The 16,698-nt window shown below is 54.9% G+C and carries 11 protein-coding genes; 6 read left to right on the forward strand and 5 right to left on the reverse strand.

From position 1 onward, the window contains the following. The first annotated feature begins 90 nt into the window (after nucleotides 1-90). Nucleotides 91-1,302 carry a beta-ketoacyl-ACP synthase I gene (gene fabB, locus AYI87_RS06620; RefSeq protein WP_011866207.1) on the forward strand — a complete coding sequence of 404 codons (1,212 nt, stop codon included), beginning with the start codon at nucleotides 91-93 and terminating at the stop codon, nucleotides 1,300-1,302. A gap of 202 nt (nucleotides 1,303-1,504) precedes the next feature. Here the strand turns inward: fabB and AYI87_RS06625 are convergent, their stop codons facing one another. Further along, entirely contained in the window at nucleotides 1,505-2,242 is a 738-nt protein-coding gene (locus AYI87_RS06625; protein ID WP_144200629.1) for a YciK family oxidoreductase, read from the reverse strand. 260 nt (nucleotides 2,243-2,502) lie between these two features. On the opposite strand from AYI87_RS06625, the gene AYI87_RS06630 reads away from it, so the two are divergent. The 3 genes from AYI87_RS06630 (at nucleotide 2,503) to AYI87_RS06640 (ending at nucleotide 7,301) form a co-directional block, all read left to right on the forward strand. Further along, nucleotides 2,503-4,989 carry a VolA/Pla-1 family phospholipase gene (locus AYI87_RS06630; RefSeq protein ID WP_144200631.1) on the forward strand — a complete coding sequence of 829 codons (2,487 nt, stop codon included), beginning with the start codon at nucleotides 2,503-2,505 and terminating at the stop codon, nucleotides 4,987-4,989. A 128-nt stretch (nucleotides 4,990-5,117) separates the two neighbouring features. Next, complete coding sequence (sohB, locus tag AYI87_RS06635) at nucleotides 5,118-6,149, forward strand: protease SohB (protein WP_144200633.1); 1,032 nt, start codon at nucleotides 5,118-5,120, stop codon at nucleotides 6,147-6,149. 138 nt (nucleotides 6,150-6,287) lie between these two features. Then, nucleotides 6,288-7,301 (forward strand): helix-turn-helix transcriptional regulator, encoded by a 1,014-nt coding sequence (locus AYI87_RS06640; RefSeq protein WP_144200635.1) that lies wholly within the window; start codon nucleotides 6,288-6,290, stop codon nucleotides 7,299-7,301. Here the strand turns inward: AYI87_RS06640 and AYI87_RS06645 are convergent. The 3 genes from AYI87_RS06645 to AYI87_RS06655 form a co-directional block, all read right to left on the reverse strand. Further along, complete coding sequence (locus tag AYI87_RS06645) at nucleotides 7,298-8,533, reverse strand: SO2930 family diheme c-type cytochrome (RefSeq protein ID WP_144200636.1); 1,236 nt, start codon at nucleotides 8,531-8,533, stop codon at nucleotides 7,298-7,300. The two genes, AYI87_RS06640 and AYI87_RS06645, sit on opposite strands and share 4 nt — an antisense overlap. Before the next feature lie 51 nt (nucleotides 8,534-8,584). Then, nucleotides 8,585-11,236, reverse strand: coding sequence for a parallel beta-helix domain-containing protein (locus tag AYI87_RS06650; RefSeq protein WP_144200638.1), 2,652 nt, complete (start codon nucleotides 11,234-11,236; stop codon nucleotides 8,585-8,587). Nucleotides 11,237-11,820: 584 nt separating this feature from the next. Beyond that, nucleotides 11,821-12,402: an arylesterase gene (locus tag AYI87_RS06655; protein ID WP_144200640.1), complete on the reverse strand. Its 582-nt coding sequence runs from the start codon at nucleotides 12,400-12,402 to the stop codon at nucleotides 11,821-11,823. Nucleotides 12,403-12,436: 34 nt separating this feature from the next. Between AYI87_RS06655 and AYI87_RS06660 the strand changes: the two genes are divergently transcribed. Continuing rightward, nucleotides 12,437-13,177 carry an ABC transporter ATP-binding protein gene (locus AYI87_RS06660; protein ID WP_144200641.1) on the forward strand — a complete coding sequence of 247 codons (741 nt, stop codon included), beginning with the start codon at nucleotides 12,437-12,439 and terminating at the stop codon, nucleotides 13,175-13,177. Then, a complete protein-coding gene (locus AYI87_RS06665; RefSeq protein ID WP_144200642.1) occupies nucleotides 13,177-15,627 on the forward strand; it encodes an ABC transporter permease in 2,451 nt (816 codons plus the stop codon). Before AYI87_RS06660 ends, AYI87_RS06665 begins: the two co-directional genes overlap by 1 nt. A gap of 127 nt (nucleotides 15,628-15,754) precedes the next feature. On the opposite strand, the gene AYI87_RS06670 is transcribed toward AYI87_RS06665, so the two are convergent. Then, nucleotides 15,755-16,684, reverse strand: coding sequence for a TIGR01777 family oxidoreductase (locus AYI87_RS06670; protein ID WP_144200643.1), 930 nt, complete (start codon nucleotides 16,682-16,684; stop codon nucleotides 15,755-15,757). Between the last annotated feature and the right edge of the window lie 14 nt (nucleotides 16,685-16,698).

Below are 16,698 nucleotides of genomic sequence, written 5' to 3' on the forward strand. Positions count from 1 at the left end.
TTTATGGAAAGCTGACCACTTAAATGCAGTAAAAGCGATACTATTGGCGCAGCTAAATTGGTACTAGACGTACGGAATGGATAGTAAATAATGAAAAGAGTCGTGATCACCGGCCTTGGCATAGTGTCAAGTATCGGTAACAACAAGCAAGAAGTCACCGAGTCACTCAAAGCGGGTCGCAGTGGTATTACCCACTCAGATCAGTTTGAAGAAATGAAGCTTCGTAGCCATGTTTGGGGCGACATTAAGTTAGACCCTAAAGAACATATCGACCGTAAAGCATTACGTTTTATGGGTGATGCAGCCGCATACGCTTATATTGCCATGGAGCAAGCGATAGCCGATGCTGGCCTCACCGAAGAACAATATTCAAATCACCGCGTCGGTATCATCGCCGGTACTGGCGGCGCGTCATCGGCTAACCAGGTTCAGGCTGCCGATACTCTGCGTGAGAAAGGTGTGAAGCGCGTTGGTCCTTATATCGTGCCACGCATCATGTCGAGCACGGCCAGCGCCTGTTTGGCCACGCCATTTAAGATCAAGGGCATGAACTACTCAATCAGTTCGGCTTGTGCCACCAGTGCTCACTGTATCGGCCATGCGGTGGAACTCATTCAGATGGGTAAGCAAGACATGGTCTTCGCCGGTGGTGCGGAAGAGGTGGATTGGACCCTGACCATGGGCTTCGACGCCATGGGCGCACTGTCGACTAAGTATAACGACTGCCCTGAGAAGGCTTCTCGTACCTATGATGCGGACCGTGATGGTTTCGTTATCTCTGGTGGCGGCGGAATCGTGGTTGTTGAAGAGCTTGAGCATGCGCTCGCTCGTGGCGCTAAGATCTATGCCGAAGTGATCGGTTACGGCGCATCTTCAGATGGTTACGACATGGTTGCACCATCTGGCGAAGGTGCGGTGCGTTGCATGAAGATGGCGCTCGAAGGTGTAGACACACCAATCGACTACATCAACACTCATGGTACTTCAACGCCTGTTGGCGACATGCGTGAGCTGGAAGCCTTGGCCGAAACCTTCGGTGACAACCTGCCTGCTATCGCATCGACCAAGTCTCTGACTGGTCACGCTCTGGGCGCCGCGGGTGTGCATGAGGCGATCTACAGCTTGATCATGATGGAGAACAGCTTCATCGCACCGAGCATCAACATCGATACTCTCGACGAGAAGGCTCAAGGTATGCCTATCGTGACCGAATATCGCGATGCCGAGCTTAACACTATCATGAGCAACAGCTTCGGCTTCGGTGGCACAAACGCTACATTGGTCATGCGCAAGTACAAGTAATCGCTCAGCTGTTTTTGACAGTCATTAGAAAAGGGAAGCAGATGCTTCCCTTTTTTGTGTCTAGCTTTAGCTGGTCATCTTACTGATAGACAGTAAAACACGCCCATAAAAGCGGGCGTGTTTCTGATGACTTAGGCTTAAACCACCAAGCTTTAAACCACCAAGCTTTAAACTACCAAGTCTTAAACTACCGAGCCTTAAACTACTGGGCGTTAAACTGCTGGCCTGTGACGCCCTTAGAGTCGTCTCCCATGAGATAGAGATAGGTCGCCATGATCTCTTCTGGCGCCTTGAGATCCTGTGGGTTTTCGGCAGGGTAGGCATTGGCGCGCATCTTGGTACGGGTGGCGCCAGGATTGATGCTGTTGACTCTCAGGTTGCTGTCTTCATATTCGTGGGCTAGAGACTGCATCATGCCTTCGGTGGCAAATTTTGAGATGGCATACTCGCCCCAGAAAGCGCGTCCCTGACGGCCAACACTGCTGGAAGTGAACAGGATAGAGGCTGCAGGGGCTTTCTTCATCACGGGAAGCAGCGCCTTGGTCATCATGATCTCGGCGACGAGGTTAACCTGCAGCACTTCCTTGACTGAATCCATCGAGATATGTTCGAACGGGCCTAGCACGCCTAGCAGGCTGGCGTTGTGCAGCAGGCCGTCGAGGTGACCAAACTGCTGCTCTATGGTTTCGGCCATGTCCTGGTAGTTTTGCTCTGTGGCGCCTTTTAGATCTAGAGGCACGATAGCGGGGGTAGGGTAGCCGGCCTGTTCTATCTCGTCATAGACGGCTTCCAGTTTCTTGACTGTCTTGCCCAGCAAGATCACCGTGGCACCATGTTCAGCGTAGGCCAGAGCAGCGGCGCGACCAATACCATCTCCGGCGCCTGTGACCAGTATCGTTTTATCTTTAAGTAAATCTTTTGCTGCCTGATATTCCAACATGAGTCAATTTTTCCTGTTAGCGGAATTCCCCGCCATTTCTATGATTTATTTGAGCCTGAAACGAATGTTTAAAACAAATGACTGATTAATGACCATCGTTCTGTTGTTTGTGTGTGACAAAATTGTAGCTAACTCAATAATTTTGCGTTAACTTGAGTAGCAATAAGGACTCTAAAAGTCCTATTGGTCACGCAAGGAAGACTATTGTGACCAATTTTTGGGGAAAACAAAATTATTACAACAAGATTTGGGGAAAAAAGATGAAAAGACTCTTTTTGGGTGTCGCAATTGCATCCGCATTGGGAATGGCTGGTTGTAGCGAAGATAGCGTCGATCAACTCGCAGAGAAGACTGAGCCGCTAATCCCTCTTTCACACATGGTATTCGATCCTGCTAACAGCAAGGTACCATTACCCAACGATCTACTCTTTAGCGGCACCACTGACGGTACCCTGACCATGCCGGGCGAAAAAGCCGACGGCTCAAGCGATTACACCGACCCTCAGATGGCGCTGGGCGCACTGGACGGTTGGTCTACCACCTCTCCTATCTCTATCACGGTTGAACCTGCCACCGACCATGACGGCACCATGCTGACGCTGGCGGCGGCCTCTGTGGCACAGCCTGGCGCGGTGCGTATGTTCGAAGCCACTGTAGGTGGTCCGCTATCATCGGATCCCGAATGTCAGTCTGCGCCATCTGTGTCAGCCTGTAAGATAGGCAACGAGCTTCAGTTTGGCGTCGACTTTGTCGCCAGCGCCTCGGGCAACACTATCGCTATCGTACCGCTCAAGCCGCTTAAGGCGGGCCAATCTTATGTGTATGCGACCACAGACCTGATTCAAGACTCGGCAGGTCGTCCTATTGCGCCGTCGACTACCTATGCCACGCTGAAACTCGATATCGAGACCAAGCCGCTGCAGACACCCGATCAGCTGATGCTGCAAACGCTGGTGAACAGTTATGAGAAGGGCATGGCTGCTGCTCACGGTGTAGATAGCGCGACTATCAGCTATGCGGGCCTGTTTACTACCCAGGCGATCAGCGATGTCTATGAGACGACTAAGTTACTGATGCTGCAAGAGGGCACACCTTTTGCGCCGTCTATCTCTGTGCCTCAACCGCATCCGCTGGGGATCACAGTTGCCCAGGCGGCTGGCCTGACACCTGCCGATGGCGTGGCCTATGTGGTCTCTAGCCTGGCCGATGTTTATGTTGCCGAGCTGACCCTGCCTACTTATGGCGCCTGTAACTCTGTGATGTGTAATGGCATCAATGGTAACTGGCATGCGCTGGGCGACAGCCCTGTAGCCGTATTGCTAGCCCTGCAATCGGGTACCTTGAGTCAGCAAAATTACGGCGCTCAGGCCGTGGCACACGGTATCGACCCTGCAGCGGGTCTGGCCGATCCTGCCCTGTTGGCGGGTAAGGCCTGGCTACTCGATGATGGCACACCGGCCGATAAGGCCAAGCATCTGACTAAGTTTAACCCTATTCCTGCTCCGACTGGTGCAGAGAAGGTCCCTGTGTTGATCTCTATGCCAAACGCCGAGCGTCTGGCGCAGTTCTACGCCTCTCAGGGATTACCTTTTACGCCGCCAACTGGTGGTTGGCCGACCACCATCGCCATGCATGGCCTGGGCGGTGGTAAAGAGATGTCACTGGCCTATGCCGGTAGTTATGCTGCCATGGGCGTTGCCACAATCGCCATCGATATGCCGCTTCACGGCGCTCGCTCATTCGACGCCAACGGTGATGGCATCTATGAGGTATCGGCTTCAGATCCAGCATTTGGCGCTGTTATAGGTAACCCAGATGCGTTTAAGAATGGTAATCCCTTGGTGTTTGTTAACCTAGAGAGCACTCTGGCAGTTCGTGATAACTTCAGACAGGCAACGGTTGATCATCTAGCGCTTCGCGCCGCCCTTACTGGGCTTGCCGGTGGCCTGGCCGCCGCGCAGATGCCGCAGATGTTCGATATCACTAAGATCAGTGCACAGGGTCTGAGCCTTGGTGCCATCGTCGGTACCGACTTTGCTACCTATGCTAACTCTGGCCTGAGCCATCCGGCTAACGGCGCGGATTTGAGCTATGTGCATAAGCTCAATGCGGTTTCTCTGGTAGCGCCAACCGGCGGCTTATCGGGCACCTTCATCGGCTCTGCCACCTTCGGCCCGCTGCTGTTTGCAAATGTGACCGCCAGCGATACTTTCAAGGCGCTAGTGGATGAGGCAAACGTTGCCGGTTATGAGCCAGGTACGCCAGAATATGCGGCCCTGGTTCAGGCTGTGTATGCCGAGTTCATTCCAACCTTCGCCTTCGCGGTGCAGACGGCGGTAGATGGTGCGGATCCTATTAACCATGCAGCGACGCTTAAATCGACTGGTCTACCTGTACATCTGATTGAAATCGTGGGGGATGGCAGCAACTTAGGGGATCAGGTACTGCCGAATCGCGTAGACAAGTTCCCTGTGGCGGGTACCGAGCCGCTGATTGCCAACCTGGGTCTTGAGTGTATAGATACCACGACAGTTGGCTCTGGCGCCGTGCGTTTTAGCAAGGGTCATCACAGCTCGCTGATTAGCCCAAGTGAGGTCCCTGGTGTGACAGATGGTAGCGCCGCCGCAGCTACGGTTGAGATGCAGCAGCAAGTTGCCGCGTTTGCCCTGACTGCGGGTAAGGGCCAGGCAAGCGTACTGGTGCAGGATGATTCAGTGATTCAGCCTTGCGCGGTGCCAGCTAACTAAGCCTAAATCCAAAAAGGACTAAATAAAAACCCAGCCTGGCTGGGTTTTTTTATGGCTGGATTTGTTATTGCCCTCAGGGCTGATAGAATAGCGGCCAGATTTTAAAGGCCTGATCACGGAGCTGAATTTTGGAATTTTTGTACGAGTATGGACTCTTTCTGGCAAAAGCCGTCACCATAGTGGTGGCTATCGTCGCCGTTGTGGTGCTGGTGTTGGCATCGGCGGTAAAGCAGAAGGCCGATAAGGGTGAGCTTAAGCTGACCAATGTGTCTGAGGAGCTTAAGGACCTCAAACATGACTTAAAGGAAGAACTGCTGAGCAAGAAGCAGTTTAAGGCCTACGAGAAGGGCCTCAAGGCCGAGGCCAAAGCCAAGGAGAAGGCAGAGAAGGCAGATGGCGAAGCCGCCCCTACGCCTCGGGTGTTTGTTATCGACTTTAAGGGCAGCATAGATGCCCATGAGGTGGCGTCACTGCGAGAAGAGATCAGCGCCATCCTGGCCATTGCCGAGCAAGGCGACGAAGTGGTAGTCAATGTCGAGAGTGGCGGCGGCATGGTGCATGGCTATGGCTTGGCGGCCAGCCAGCTCGACAGACTGCGCGGCGCCCAGATCCCACTGACCATCTGCGTCGACAAGGTGGCCGCGAGCGGCGGCTATATGATGGCCTGTGTGGCCAATACCATCTATGCCGCGCCTTTTGCCATCGTCGGTTCTATCGGCGTGGTCGCGCAGATCCCTAACTTCAATCGTCTGCTGAAGAAGCATGATATCGATTATGAGCAACACACCGCCGGTGACTTCAAGCGTACCCTGACCCTGTTTGGTGAAAACACCGACGAAGGAAGACAGAAGTTCCAGGAAGAGCTGGAAGAGACCCATGTACTGTTTAAAGCCTTCATCAGCAAGTATCGTCCTACGTTGGACATTGCCAAGGTGGCGACCGGTGAGCACTGGTATGGTCAGCAGGCGCTTGATCTTGGTCTGGTCGATGGCCTCTCTACCAGTGACGATGTGGTGATGAAACTCGCCGAAGAGAAGACGGTGATCAAGGTTCGCTATCAGCTGAAGAAGAAGATTGCTGACAAGTTTGCCCACAGCGCCTCACTGGCGGTCAATGCCGTGTTCAATCGCTTGGCGGAAAAGAATCAACCCCTCAACTAAGGGTTGTGACTTTCACCGGATAAAAACCCGCCCTCGGCGGGTTTTTACATATTTGTAACTTTTTATCCCTGCTAGGCTTTTACTCGTCTCTAAAATCTTATACAACATACTATTATCCTTAGATTTTGTAATGATGAGATGACGAGTAATACCCGCTATCAGGCGACATTAAAAGTCGGCGATCAATCTTATCCTGCCTATGAACTGAGAAGCCTGGTTCATTTCATGGCCGAGCGTTACGGCGAGCATCATGCCGAGCAGCTATGTCAGGAGATAGGCCTGGGGCTAAACGAGCTGGCCAAGTTAAACTTTGTCTATGTCTGGCAGGTGGATTACGCCATGGCCTTTCTGGGGCGCTTAGGCAATGACCCTCAGATAGGTGCACGGCTCGGTGAGACCTACAAGGTGGAAGAGCTGGCGCTTATTTGGCCCTATCTAGCTAAATGTCAGACCTTAGGAGAGTGCCTTGAGTTTGTTATCGCCCATCCCGAGCTGGTGGGCAGCGTATCCGATACCCTGGTGAGCCATGGTGAGCGATGCCTCTATTTTCGATGGCTCAATACGGCGAAGATCTCGGCGCCCTATTTCAGCCTGCAGTTTCAAAACAGCGTCTGCTCCATGTTAGCCCTGGCGCGTCAACTCACGGGTCAGATGGTGACACTCGAGCGGGTGCAGCTGGCCACAACTCCCCACGACTGTGAGTTCCTGGCGGCGTTCTGTCAGGCCGATGTTGGTTTCGACGGCGAGTTCTTCGAGTGGGCCATCTCCCATGAAATGCTTTCGCTGCCTGTTGTGTATGATTTCTCCCTACTACAACTTGATGAGCAGGCTCTGCATGACACCTCCTTGATCGAGAAGGTGCTGGCCATCCTAAACCAGGATTTTCCCAATAACCCTAAGCTGGAGTCGATGGCGCTGAGACTCAACATGAGCGATCGCACCTTGAGGCGACACCTGGCGAGTGCCGGCACCAGCTATCAGAAGCTGGTGGATCAGGTGCGCTGCCAGACGGCCATCGGCCTCATCGTTCAGGGCGACAAGAGCATAGTGGATATCGCCGATATCATGGGGTTCGGCGATGTGAGCCATTTCCGTCAGAGCTTCAAACACTGGCTTGGCTTGCCACCAGGCCAGTTTATTCGCAAGATCTAGCCAGCATGCTGGCAGTTGCCTAAACTTGGCGACAGGCCATCTATCCAGCTTTGCAGCACGGTCAATGCCTCCACATGACTCAGGCTTCGGCCAATAGGCGGCATGCGATCTTTGGGCGCATCTAGCATCTGGCGATAGAGCAAGATGGAGTGCTCGCCATCGCCGGGAATGATGTCGTAGGAGAGACCCTTTTCGCCGCCGTCCCAGCCCGGTGGTTGTTTGCAGATCCCATATTGATAGCTGGTGTGATCCACATAGAAACCCAGGCGCAGGCCTGAGATGCTGGCAAAGCCTTCGGCCCTGTGACAGTGGGCGCAGTTGATATCCAAATATCCCTTGGCTCTAATGGTCAGATCGCCGCTCTCATCTGTGATTGCAGGCGCCGAATCTGGGGCACCGTGCTGTGGCAGGCCGTTCAAGCGCCCCTGGTCGCGCCAATGTTCGAGCTGATTCACCGTCTGATTCTCGACTAACACCTCATGGTTAAGCAGGTAGGGCTTGAGGCCTATGGGATAGATCTGGGCGCCACCGTTATCGGCGCGTTGATGGCACACCTTGCATTCCGCCCGGCTGGGCACATGGTAGGTGAACTCCAGCTGCTCGCCCTGACGCGTCAGGCTGTGGGCCTGATTGGCGCCGGCAATGGCGAGACGCGCCTCGCCGCCTTGCCAGAGATAGGGCAGCGCCGTCCAGCCGTTTTCGCGGTGGATAAGCAGCCGGGTCTCGACCAAGGTCTCGTTGGCTTCCCCGGTGAGCTGGGTGTCGCTCGGCAGGGCAAAGGTTTTAACCAGTACGGCGCCTACCGGCAGGTCGAAGGTGTCGCTCGGATGATAGTCGATTCGGCTGCCATCGGGCAGGAAGATGAAACGGTATTTATGGGCGTAGTTGGTAAACAGCTGGCTCGAGAGTTGATAGCTAAAACCTGGGCCATTAGGGCCTGCTGTTGGTTTATCAGGCTCCTGAAATAGCCGATATTGGGACAGTAGCTGACAGTCTTGTGTCATCAGCGCCTGCCAGTTGATCTCCCCCTCCTGGCTATCGCAGATATCCGTGGAGGGATCTGTGCCGCCCGTCGGTGGGGTCACAGGCGTTCCAGGTTGGTTGGTGTCTGTGCCTGTTTGATTGGTCGAGGAGTCATCGCTGCCGCCGCAGGCCGTGAGGCATAGCAGCAAGAGGCTTATTAGAACTGGGCTCAAAAGCGGCAGCAAACCTTTTTCTGGGCTGGTTAACATAATTTCGGCTCGTGAGAAAAAGGGCCGCCAGATGGCAGCCCTTGGGTGGGGTTATTGAGAGCAGGTGGCTAGCGGCAGTCGCTTGATCCACTCGGCAATCAAGGCCGTGCCTTCGGTGTGGGACAGGCTGCGACCAATCTCTGGCATGCGATCGCCAGGTGTCGTGCTATCCATGCGGAAGTGCAGGATAGAGGTCTCGCTCGAGCCAGGCACCACGTCATAGCTCAGCGAGCCACCGCCATAGGCGATTGGCGACTTACAGGTACCGTGAGAATAACCGCTATCCTCCTCGTAGGTACGCCAGTACTCCAGCTTCAGGCCTGTGTTAGAGGCGTTGCCTTCTGGGCGGTGACAGTGGGCGCAGTTGATATCCAGGTAGCCCTTAGCGGTTTGCATCAGCTCGGCATCTGTCATGGTTGCTAACTTGGCCTCATCGCCATCGTGGAAGGCGGGCACTGTCGGGATGCTTGCCGTGTCTGGCACACCCTGCAAGATACCGGCGGACTGCCATTTCATCAGCTGGTTCATGGTGCCGTCGCTATAGGCATAGTCCTTGTTCAGATGACGCGCCTTAGGGCCAATGGGCACGAATACCGCGTTACTGGCGTCGTCACTCTTGAACTGGTGACACTGCTTACACTGGTTCATGCTGGGGACCACATAGTCGAAGTCCAGCGTCTTACCATTGTGAACCACCTGCTTGGCCTGGATGGCACCGGCCTTGGCCAGCACGGCATCTGTCTGCTCCGCGTTAAACACGTAGGGCAGGGCTGACCAGCCGGTGGTGCGTTTAATAAGCAGTCGGGTCTCGACCAGTGTCTCGTTGGCCACACCGCGCTTGCTGGTGTCGCTAGGCAGGGCGAAGGTCTTAGTGATCACAGTACCGACCGGGAAGTCCATACTCTCGTTAGCAGAGTAGTTGGCCACCTTGCCCTCTGGCACGAAGACGAAGCGATACTTGCTGGCATAGTCGGTAAATAGCTGAGTGTTGAGATCGTAAGGGATACCGCCTGAGTTCGCCCCGGTACTCGGATCCTTAGTATCGGCAAACAGCTGATAGTCTGAGAGGTTCGGGCAGTTGGCGCCCAGCAGGGCATCCCAATTTACGCCAGGGGTGGTGGTGCTACACAGACTAAGGTCACCATCGCCCACCAGACCACCTTCACCTTCGCCTATGGTGCCGCCACCACCGACTAGGTTACCGCCGTCACAGCCCTCGACATCGTCATCCACGCCGCAGCCGAAGATCTGATCGCCAAAGGTAACAGTATGCACAGGCAAACTGACCTGGGCACAGTTCATGATCTTATCCTGGGTCTTCTCATAGAGGACGTCGGCGATGCTGATATCTGTGTTGCTGTTGGCATAGAGACGACCGAAGGAGACATCGCCGTTATCCCGGGCACAGATGTTGTCGCTGCCATCGTCGGCAAATGGCAACTCCTTAAGCCCCAGGTAGGCGGCGGTGCCGTTGTTGGAGAGCATCTCGCCCAAGCCATCGTAGAGGATCCCCGGGAAGGCGCCGTGGCTCAGCAGGTAGGCCTTGATGATATCTTCGATCAGATAGCCATTAGGCTTCTTGCCATAGTCTGTGATGACGTTGTCATGCAGATAGATGTTGCGTGGTGTCGGGCGCCAGCCATCTTCTATCGGTTGGCCCGGCTGGCCATAGTTGCCCACAAAGCTGGTCATATCCGGCTCGGCGATGAAGAAGCTGGAGACGGTCACCCCTAAGGTGTCGTGGCCGGTGATCTCGTTGTTAAAGATCTCCACATCGTTAGTGGAGAGGATGATCACCCCAGTGCCAGGCGGCACGATATGCACCCCGGCAGGGTTAGAGGAGGCGTTGGCGAAGTTAGGGGTGTTGTTGTTATACACCTTGTTGTTGAAGATACGCACGCTGGAGCCATATCTGTGGTTGTTGATCGGCAGATCGAATACCAGGATGCCGCCCGTGTTGCCCATGGCTTCGTTGTCGTAGACGTCGGCGTATTTAGAGTTTTCAATCTCGATACCGGCAACGTTTTCCTTGGCGATGTTACGGCGAACCACTATGTACTCAGACTGACCTACATATATGCCGGCATCGGCGCTGCCGCGCACATAGGTGTCTTCGATGAGGATGTTTTCACACTCTACAGGATAGAGGCCATAAGCGCCGTTATCTTCATCAAGCGCGCCTTCCCATACTGTGGCCAGGCGTCTCAAGATGATGCCATTGGTGTTTTTCAGCTTGATGCCGTTGTTCTTGGCCTCATTGACCGACAGATCCTGGATGGTGATGTTAACGGCGTTCTGCACGAAGATACCGTCGCCGGTGATCGACTCGGAGAAGTCCAGAACCGTTTCTTCCATGCCGTAGCCCATGATGGTGATGTTCTTGGCATAGGCGCCGTCACCGTCCACGTCGCCGTCAAATAGCAGGGTAGACTCTATCTTAAAGTGTCCCTTAGGCAGCACGATCACATCATTGCTTTGGGCGTTGATCAGGGCTTCCTGGATACGTGTGGTCAGGTTCTCACCATCTTCGATGATGATGGCACCGACTGGAAAGCTTGGGCCGGGATCCGTTGGTGTGGTGGTAACAGGTGGTGTTTCTACTTGAGGTGTATCTTCATCATCTGAGGAACAGGCGGTGATGGAGAGGGCCACTGCACTGGCCACTAGACTTGGGAGCAGCCACGAAGGCATCTTGTTGAACATAGTATCTCCTACTTATTGTTATTATTCCCATTCTAGATTGCACTGGCGTACTAGATAAGCAATGTGAAATCCGGCCAACAAACCATTAACATCCGTAACAATCAGTGGCTTAGTACATTTATTAAACAGGTGTTTGAGATAAAATTGAGGGAAAACAGTGAGGTGTGGGATTTATCAAACGGTAACATTTGCCACACTTAACTGGTAGGAGGAGTTGTTTTTAGCATTCAAGCCTGATAGGGAGCCTAAACCTTTAGTCTTGAGGCCTAGGGCTTAGAGCTTAGAGCTTAGAGCTTAGAGCTTAGAGCTTGGTGGCATGGGCGTAAGCCGCTTGCGGTCAATCGTGGCGAGGCACAGATAGGCAGAGGGGATTTAGCACGGGTTTGAGCAAGAAGGAGTTTGAGCAAGCAGAGCCTGGGGAGATATTGGGCCGCAGGTTGGTGCAAAACAGGAAGGAAAACGCCAAGTGTACAGTCGGAGAAGACGGTCAGTACTCGGCGTAATAACTCATCTCTCGGGCAGACAGATCAGCATACCGGGATAGTCTGCCCAAATGCGTGCCCGAGGTGATCCTATTCACTCGATTACTGCGTATCGATAAGCCAGGGGCGGATAAAGCTGGCGATCTGTGCCTGCGCCTGCTCGTTGGGGTGTATGCCGTCGGCCTGCATCAGCTCGGGATGAATGGCTATCTCTGTCATGAAGAAGGGCACTAAGGTTACCCCATGCTCGCTCGATAGCTCCTGATAGACCTGGGTAAATTGCTTGGCGTAGCGCGGGCCATAGTTGGGCGGTACCATCACCTCGCTGAGCAACACCTCGGCGCCCGAGTCCTTTGCCAGCTGGATCATTTTTGTAAGATTATTTTTCAATTGCTTAGGCGAAAATCCGCGCAAACCATCGTTGCCGCCGAGCTCAATAAAGACCCGCTTGGCCTTGGTCGAGTCAAGCAGGGCGGGCAGTCGGCGTAGGCCGCCGGCCGAGGTCTCACCGCTCACCGAGCCATTGATGATGGTGACATCGGGGAATTGCTGCTGCAAAAGATGCACCCAGCCCTTGTCTTGTTCCATGCCGTAGCTTGCGCTTAGGCTATCACCTAAGATCAATATCGGGTTAGCATGGGCCTGGGGGATCAAGAATAAGACAAGCAGGCAAGTGGCTTGCACCAAACGGCTTAAGCGACGAAGCGAGAAGGAATTTATGTTAGAAAATAGTGCTATCAAGGTCAGTGATCTCTATAAATCGGTAACTACCCAAGAGGGAGAGCTTACTATCCTCAATGGCATCAATCTGGATGTCAAGTCGGGGGAGAGTGTGGCGATTCTTGGCCCCTCTGGCTCGGGCAAGTCGACTCTGCTCGGACTGCTGGCCGCGCTCGATTCGCCCACCAAGGGGGAGATAGTCCTCGATGGCGTGACCCTCAATGGTTTGGATGAGGAAGGCAAGGCCGCACTGCGTAAACAGAAAGTCAGCTTTATCTTTCAGTCTTTCATGCTGGTCGATACCCTAAACGCCCTGGAGAACGTCATGCTACCGGCCGAGCTGTCTGGGATCAGTAACGCCAAGCAGAAGGCGCAGCAGATGCTGGAGCGAGTGGGATTAAGCCACAGACTCAACCATTTCCCCAACCAGCTGTCGGGCGGCGAGCAGCAGCGTGTTGCCATCGCCAGGGCCTTCATCTGCGAGCCAAAGGTGCTGTTTGCCGACGAGCCGACGGGAAACCTGGATGGCGCCAACAGCGACCGGGTGGCGGACATGCTGTTTGAGCTCAACCGCGAGAGCGACACCACCCTGGTGCTGGTGACCCATGATCTCCAGTTGGCTAATCGTTGTCAGCGCCGCCTGAACATGCAGGCGGGACAGTTGAGTGAGGTGGTGAGCGAAACTGACAACAGCGGCGAGCAAGAGATGGCCCGTTCGAGCGCAGCGGAGGCGAGTTAATGGAGTCTCGCATCGCATGGAAATTGTTTAAACGAGAGCTGCTACAGGGGCAGCTGTTACTCATCATTTTGGCGATCACCCTGGCGGTCTTGTCGGTATCAGGCCTAGCGCGGGTCAGTGAGCGCCTGCAGCTGGCCATTAACGGCCAGGCCTCTAAATTTATCGCCGCCGATCGCATCATCAACTCGCCGGTTCCGCTGAACGAAAAGATCTTAACCAAGGCCGAGGCGCTGGGGCTAAGACACGTTGCCAGCATGCAGTTTAACTCTATGGCCTACGCCGGTGATGCCTTTCAGCTGGTGACGGTAAGGGCGGTCGGCGACGGTTACCCCTTAAAAGGGGTGATAGAGCTGAGCGATGGCCCGACCGATAAGCTGCCCAAGGCGGATCAGATTTGGTATGAGACCCGCCTGGGTGGGATCTTGGGTTACCCTAAGCAGCTCGAGCTAGGTAATGCCAATTTCAGCCTGAGCGCCGAGATAGCCAGGCTGCCCGATGCGGGCTTTAATCCCTTCGCCTCATCGCCTGTGGTGCTGATGCGTCTGCAAGATGTGCCCAAGACTGGGGTGATCCAACCTGGCAGCCGAGTGAGTTATATCCATCAGTTCGCTGGAGAGGCTGGTCAGCTCAAGGCCTTCGAGGCCGAAGTTAAGCCGCTGCTTAACAACAGTCAGCGCTGGGTCGATGTGCAGTCGGGGGATTCTCCCATCGCCGGCGCGGTCAAACGGGCCGAGCGATTCTTGCTGCTTGCCAGTCTACTGGGGATAGCACTTGCCTGCGCGGCTATAGGGATTGCGGCGCAGCGCTACTGTCAGCGCCATTTTGACGTTGTAGCCATGCTCAAGACCTTTGGCGCATCGAGTCGGCAGATCCGCATTCTCTTTGGTCTACATCTGCTGTTGGTCACCCTCGCGGGCATCGCATTGGGGCTCATCGGTGGTTTCCTACTCGACACGTTGATCAGCGCCTATCTGCCAGCATCAATTTCGGCATACTCGCCGCCGCTGTTTAGGCCTATCGCCTTAGGGGTCGCTACCGGGCTTATCTCGGCCTTCATGTTCTCGGCTTATCCGCTGATGAGACTGCTCGCCATTCCTCCCCTTAGGGTGTTGCAGCGTCAGCTAGAGGGGATCCAGCTAGGGATGTGGCTGCATCTGGTACTCAGCCTGTCGGCGATGGCACTGCTGGGGTATCTCTATTCACAGAGTCTGGTACTTACCTTGACTGTAGTTGCTGCCGTGATGCTGCTCGGCGTCTTGCTGAGTCTGTTTGGTTTCTTGTTGATCCGCGCAGGTCACAGCGTAGGCATGAAGACCACCAATCCTATGCAGCTAGCCTTGGCGGGGCTCAGACGCCGCGCCAGGCAAAATGCGGTGCAGTTGGTGGGCTTTAGTAGCGCCCTGGTGTTGCTGCTGACCATCATAGCGCTTAGGCAAGACCTGCTCGATGAGTGGCATAAACAGCTGCCCGAGCAGTCGCCCAACTACTTCCTGGTGAACATAGCGCCCGAGGAGCAGGCGCCGCTGGAGGCCTATTTTAGTGACAACCGCGTCAAGGCGACCGATATCTATCCTGTGATCCGCGGCCGTCTGGTGGCGATCAATGGCGAGAAGCTGATCTCTGCCGAGCAGGCCGATGAGGGGATCGATGGCCGAGTGGGGATTTCCCGCGAGCTGAATCTGACCTGGCGGACCTCTCTGCCGCCTAATAATGAGCTGGTGTCGGGTCACTTTAACCAAAAGGCCGATGAGGTGTCGGTGGAGTCAGGCGTGGCTGAGCGCCTCGGAATAGGGCTTGGAGATGAGCTTAGCTATGTGATAGATAACCAGCCGCTGACCGTCAAGGTGGCCAGCATTCGCGCCGTACACTGGGAGACGATGCAGCCAAACTTCTTCATGATCTTCCATCCCGACGCCCTGGCACCCTTTGCCTATACCTCTATGGCCAGCTTCTATCTTGACGACAGCAAGCGACCCATGGTGATCGAGTTGATCAAACGCTTCCCCACGGTATCCATCATAGATGTCGGCGCCATGGTGAAGCAGCTTAGACAGATCATCGACCAGGTCTCTCTGTCGCTGACCCTGGTGCTGGTACTGGTCCTGCTGGCCAGCAGCCTGGTGATGATAGCGCAGACCGAGGCGGGGATGGCGACACGTCAGCGCGAGCTAGCGGTGCTGCGCACCTTCGGCGCCTCTGGCTGGTTGCTGCGCATGGCCACCGCACTGGAGTTTGCCCTGCTAGGGCTTATCGCCGGCCTGCTGGCCGCCATAGTCGCCGAGTTTACCATCTACCTGCTGAAGACCCAGGTGTTTGAGCTGGTGGTCTATATGCATTGGGACTGGTGGCTGTTGGCACCGCTTGCCGGCGCGGCCATCGTCGCCCTGCTGGGCACTTGGCGTTGTCGTCAGCTATTGCAGAAGTCCTGTCGACAACTCTTGCAAGGCTAACGGGAAGTAAAAGAGGAGAGCGGCGCGAGTGGTTAGCGCGCCGCTAGTTCAAAGTTCAAAGTTCAAAGTTCAAAGTTCAAAGTTCAAGGCTCAAGGTTTAAGCCTTTAAGGCTCGAGGGGTGAGACTTTAGCTTGTGGAGGCGCCAAATAGATTTGTCAGTGCGTCATCCAGATGGGTGTAATGAAAACTAAAGCCCGCCTGAGTTAGCCGATCGGGGTAGACATATTGGCCTTCAAGTAACAGCTGGGACATCTCACCTAGAGCCAGACTTAGGACAGAGGCGGGCATGGGCAGCAGGGTGGGGCGGCTCAGGGCGGTGCCTAAAGAGTTGGTAAATTCGCGATTGCTGACCGGGTTGGGGGCGGTGGCGTTATAGATCCCCTGGCACTGCTCGTTATTTAACAGAAACAGTATGATGGCGATAAGATCTTCTCTGTGGATCCAGCTCATCCCCTGTTTTCCTGAGCCCACCACGCCGCCGGCGCCCAGCTTAAAGGGCAGCAGCATCTTCTTCAGCGCGCCGCCATTTAGGCCGAGCACCAGACCGATACGAATCACGCAGACCCGGGTCAGCCCTTGACATTGCAGGGCTAGCTCTTCCCACTTGGCGCAGACGCTATGGGGGAATTTCTCCTCCCTGCCTGTGTCTTTGAAGTGGGCGAGATCGAAACTCTCATCCAAGTGCACCTGCTTGTCATGGTCGCCGTAGATGCCGATGGCAGAGCCGCTGATGAAGACCTTAGGCGGCGTCTTGCTCGCCTCGAAGAGTTTGGCCAGACGCGCAGTGGTATCCCAGCGACTGTCGCAGATCTTCTGCTTTACCTCCAGGCTCCAGCGCTTATCGGCAATGGGTTCACCCGCCAGGTTGATGACGGCATCGAAGCCGTCGAGATTGGCCAGGGCGCCAAGGTTACCCAGTAACTTATGCTGGTTGCCAAGGGTGAGGTGGGCCTTACCGGCCGAACGGGTGAGTAAGGTGAGTTGATGTTCGCCTTCCAAGGCCTTCACCAAGGCCTTGCCTATGAATCCGGTTCCGCCGGTGATCAAAATCCGCATGCCGACTCCAATTT

The organism is Shewanella sp. KCT (genome assembly GCF_007636505.1).
GTDB classification, from domain to species: Bacteria; Pseudomonadota; Gammaproteobacteria; order Enterobacterales; family Shewanellaceae; genus Shewanella; species Shewanella halotolerans.

Bases quoted from the DNA above. Each gene is read 5' to 3' on its own strand.
- AYI87_RS06625 (WP_144200629.1), bottom strand. From the start codon at position 2,242: ATGTTGGAATATCAGGCAGCAAAAGATTTACTTAAAGATAAAACGATA.
- fabB (WP_011866207.1), top strand. From the start codon at position 91: ATGAAAAGAGTCGTGATCACCGGCCTTGGCATAGTGTCAAGTATCGGT.
- AYI87_RS06645 (WP_144200636.1), bottom strand. From the start codon at position 8,533: ATGTTAACCAGCCCAGAAAAAGGTTTGCTGCCGCTTTTGAGCCCAGTT.
- AYI87_RS06630 (WP_144200631.1), top strand. From the start codon at position 2,503: ATGAAAAGACTCTTTTTGGGTGTCGCAATTGCATCCGCATTGGGAATG.
- AYI87_RS06650 (WP_144200638.1), bottom strand. From the start codon at position 11,236: ATGTTCAACAAGATGCCTTCGTGGCTGCTCCCAAGTCTAGTGGCCAGT.
- AYI87_RS06660 (WP_144200641.1), top strand. From the start codon at position 12,437: ATGTTAGAAAATAGTGCTATCAAGGTCAGTGATCTCTATAAATCGGTA.
- AYI87_RS06665 (WP_144200642.1), top strand. From the start codon at position 13,177: ATGGAGTCTCGCATCGCATGGAAATTGTTTAAACGAGAGCTGCTACAG.
- AYI87_RS06670 (WP_144200643.1), bottom strand. From the start codon at position 16,684: ATGCGGATTTTGATCACCGGCGGAACCGGATTCATAGGCAAGGCCTTG.
- AYI87_RS06640 (WP_144200635.1), top strand. From the start codon at position 6,288: ATGACGAGTAATACCCGCTATCAGGCGACATTAAAAGTCGGCGATCAA.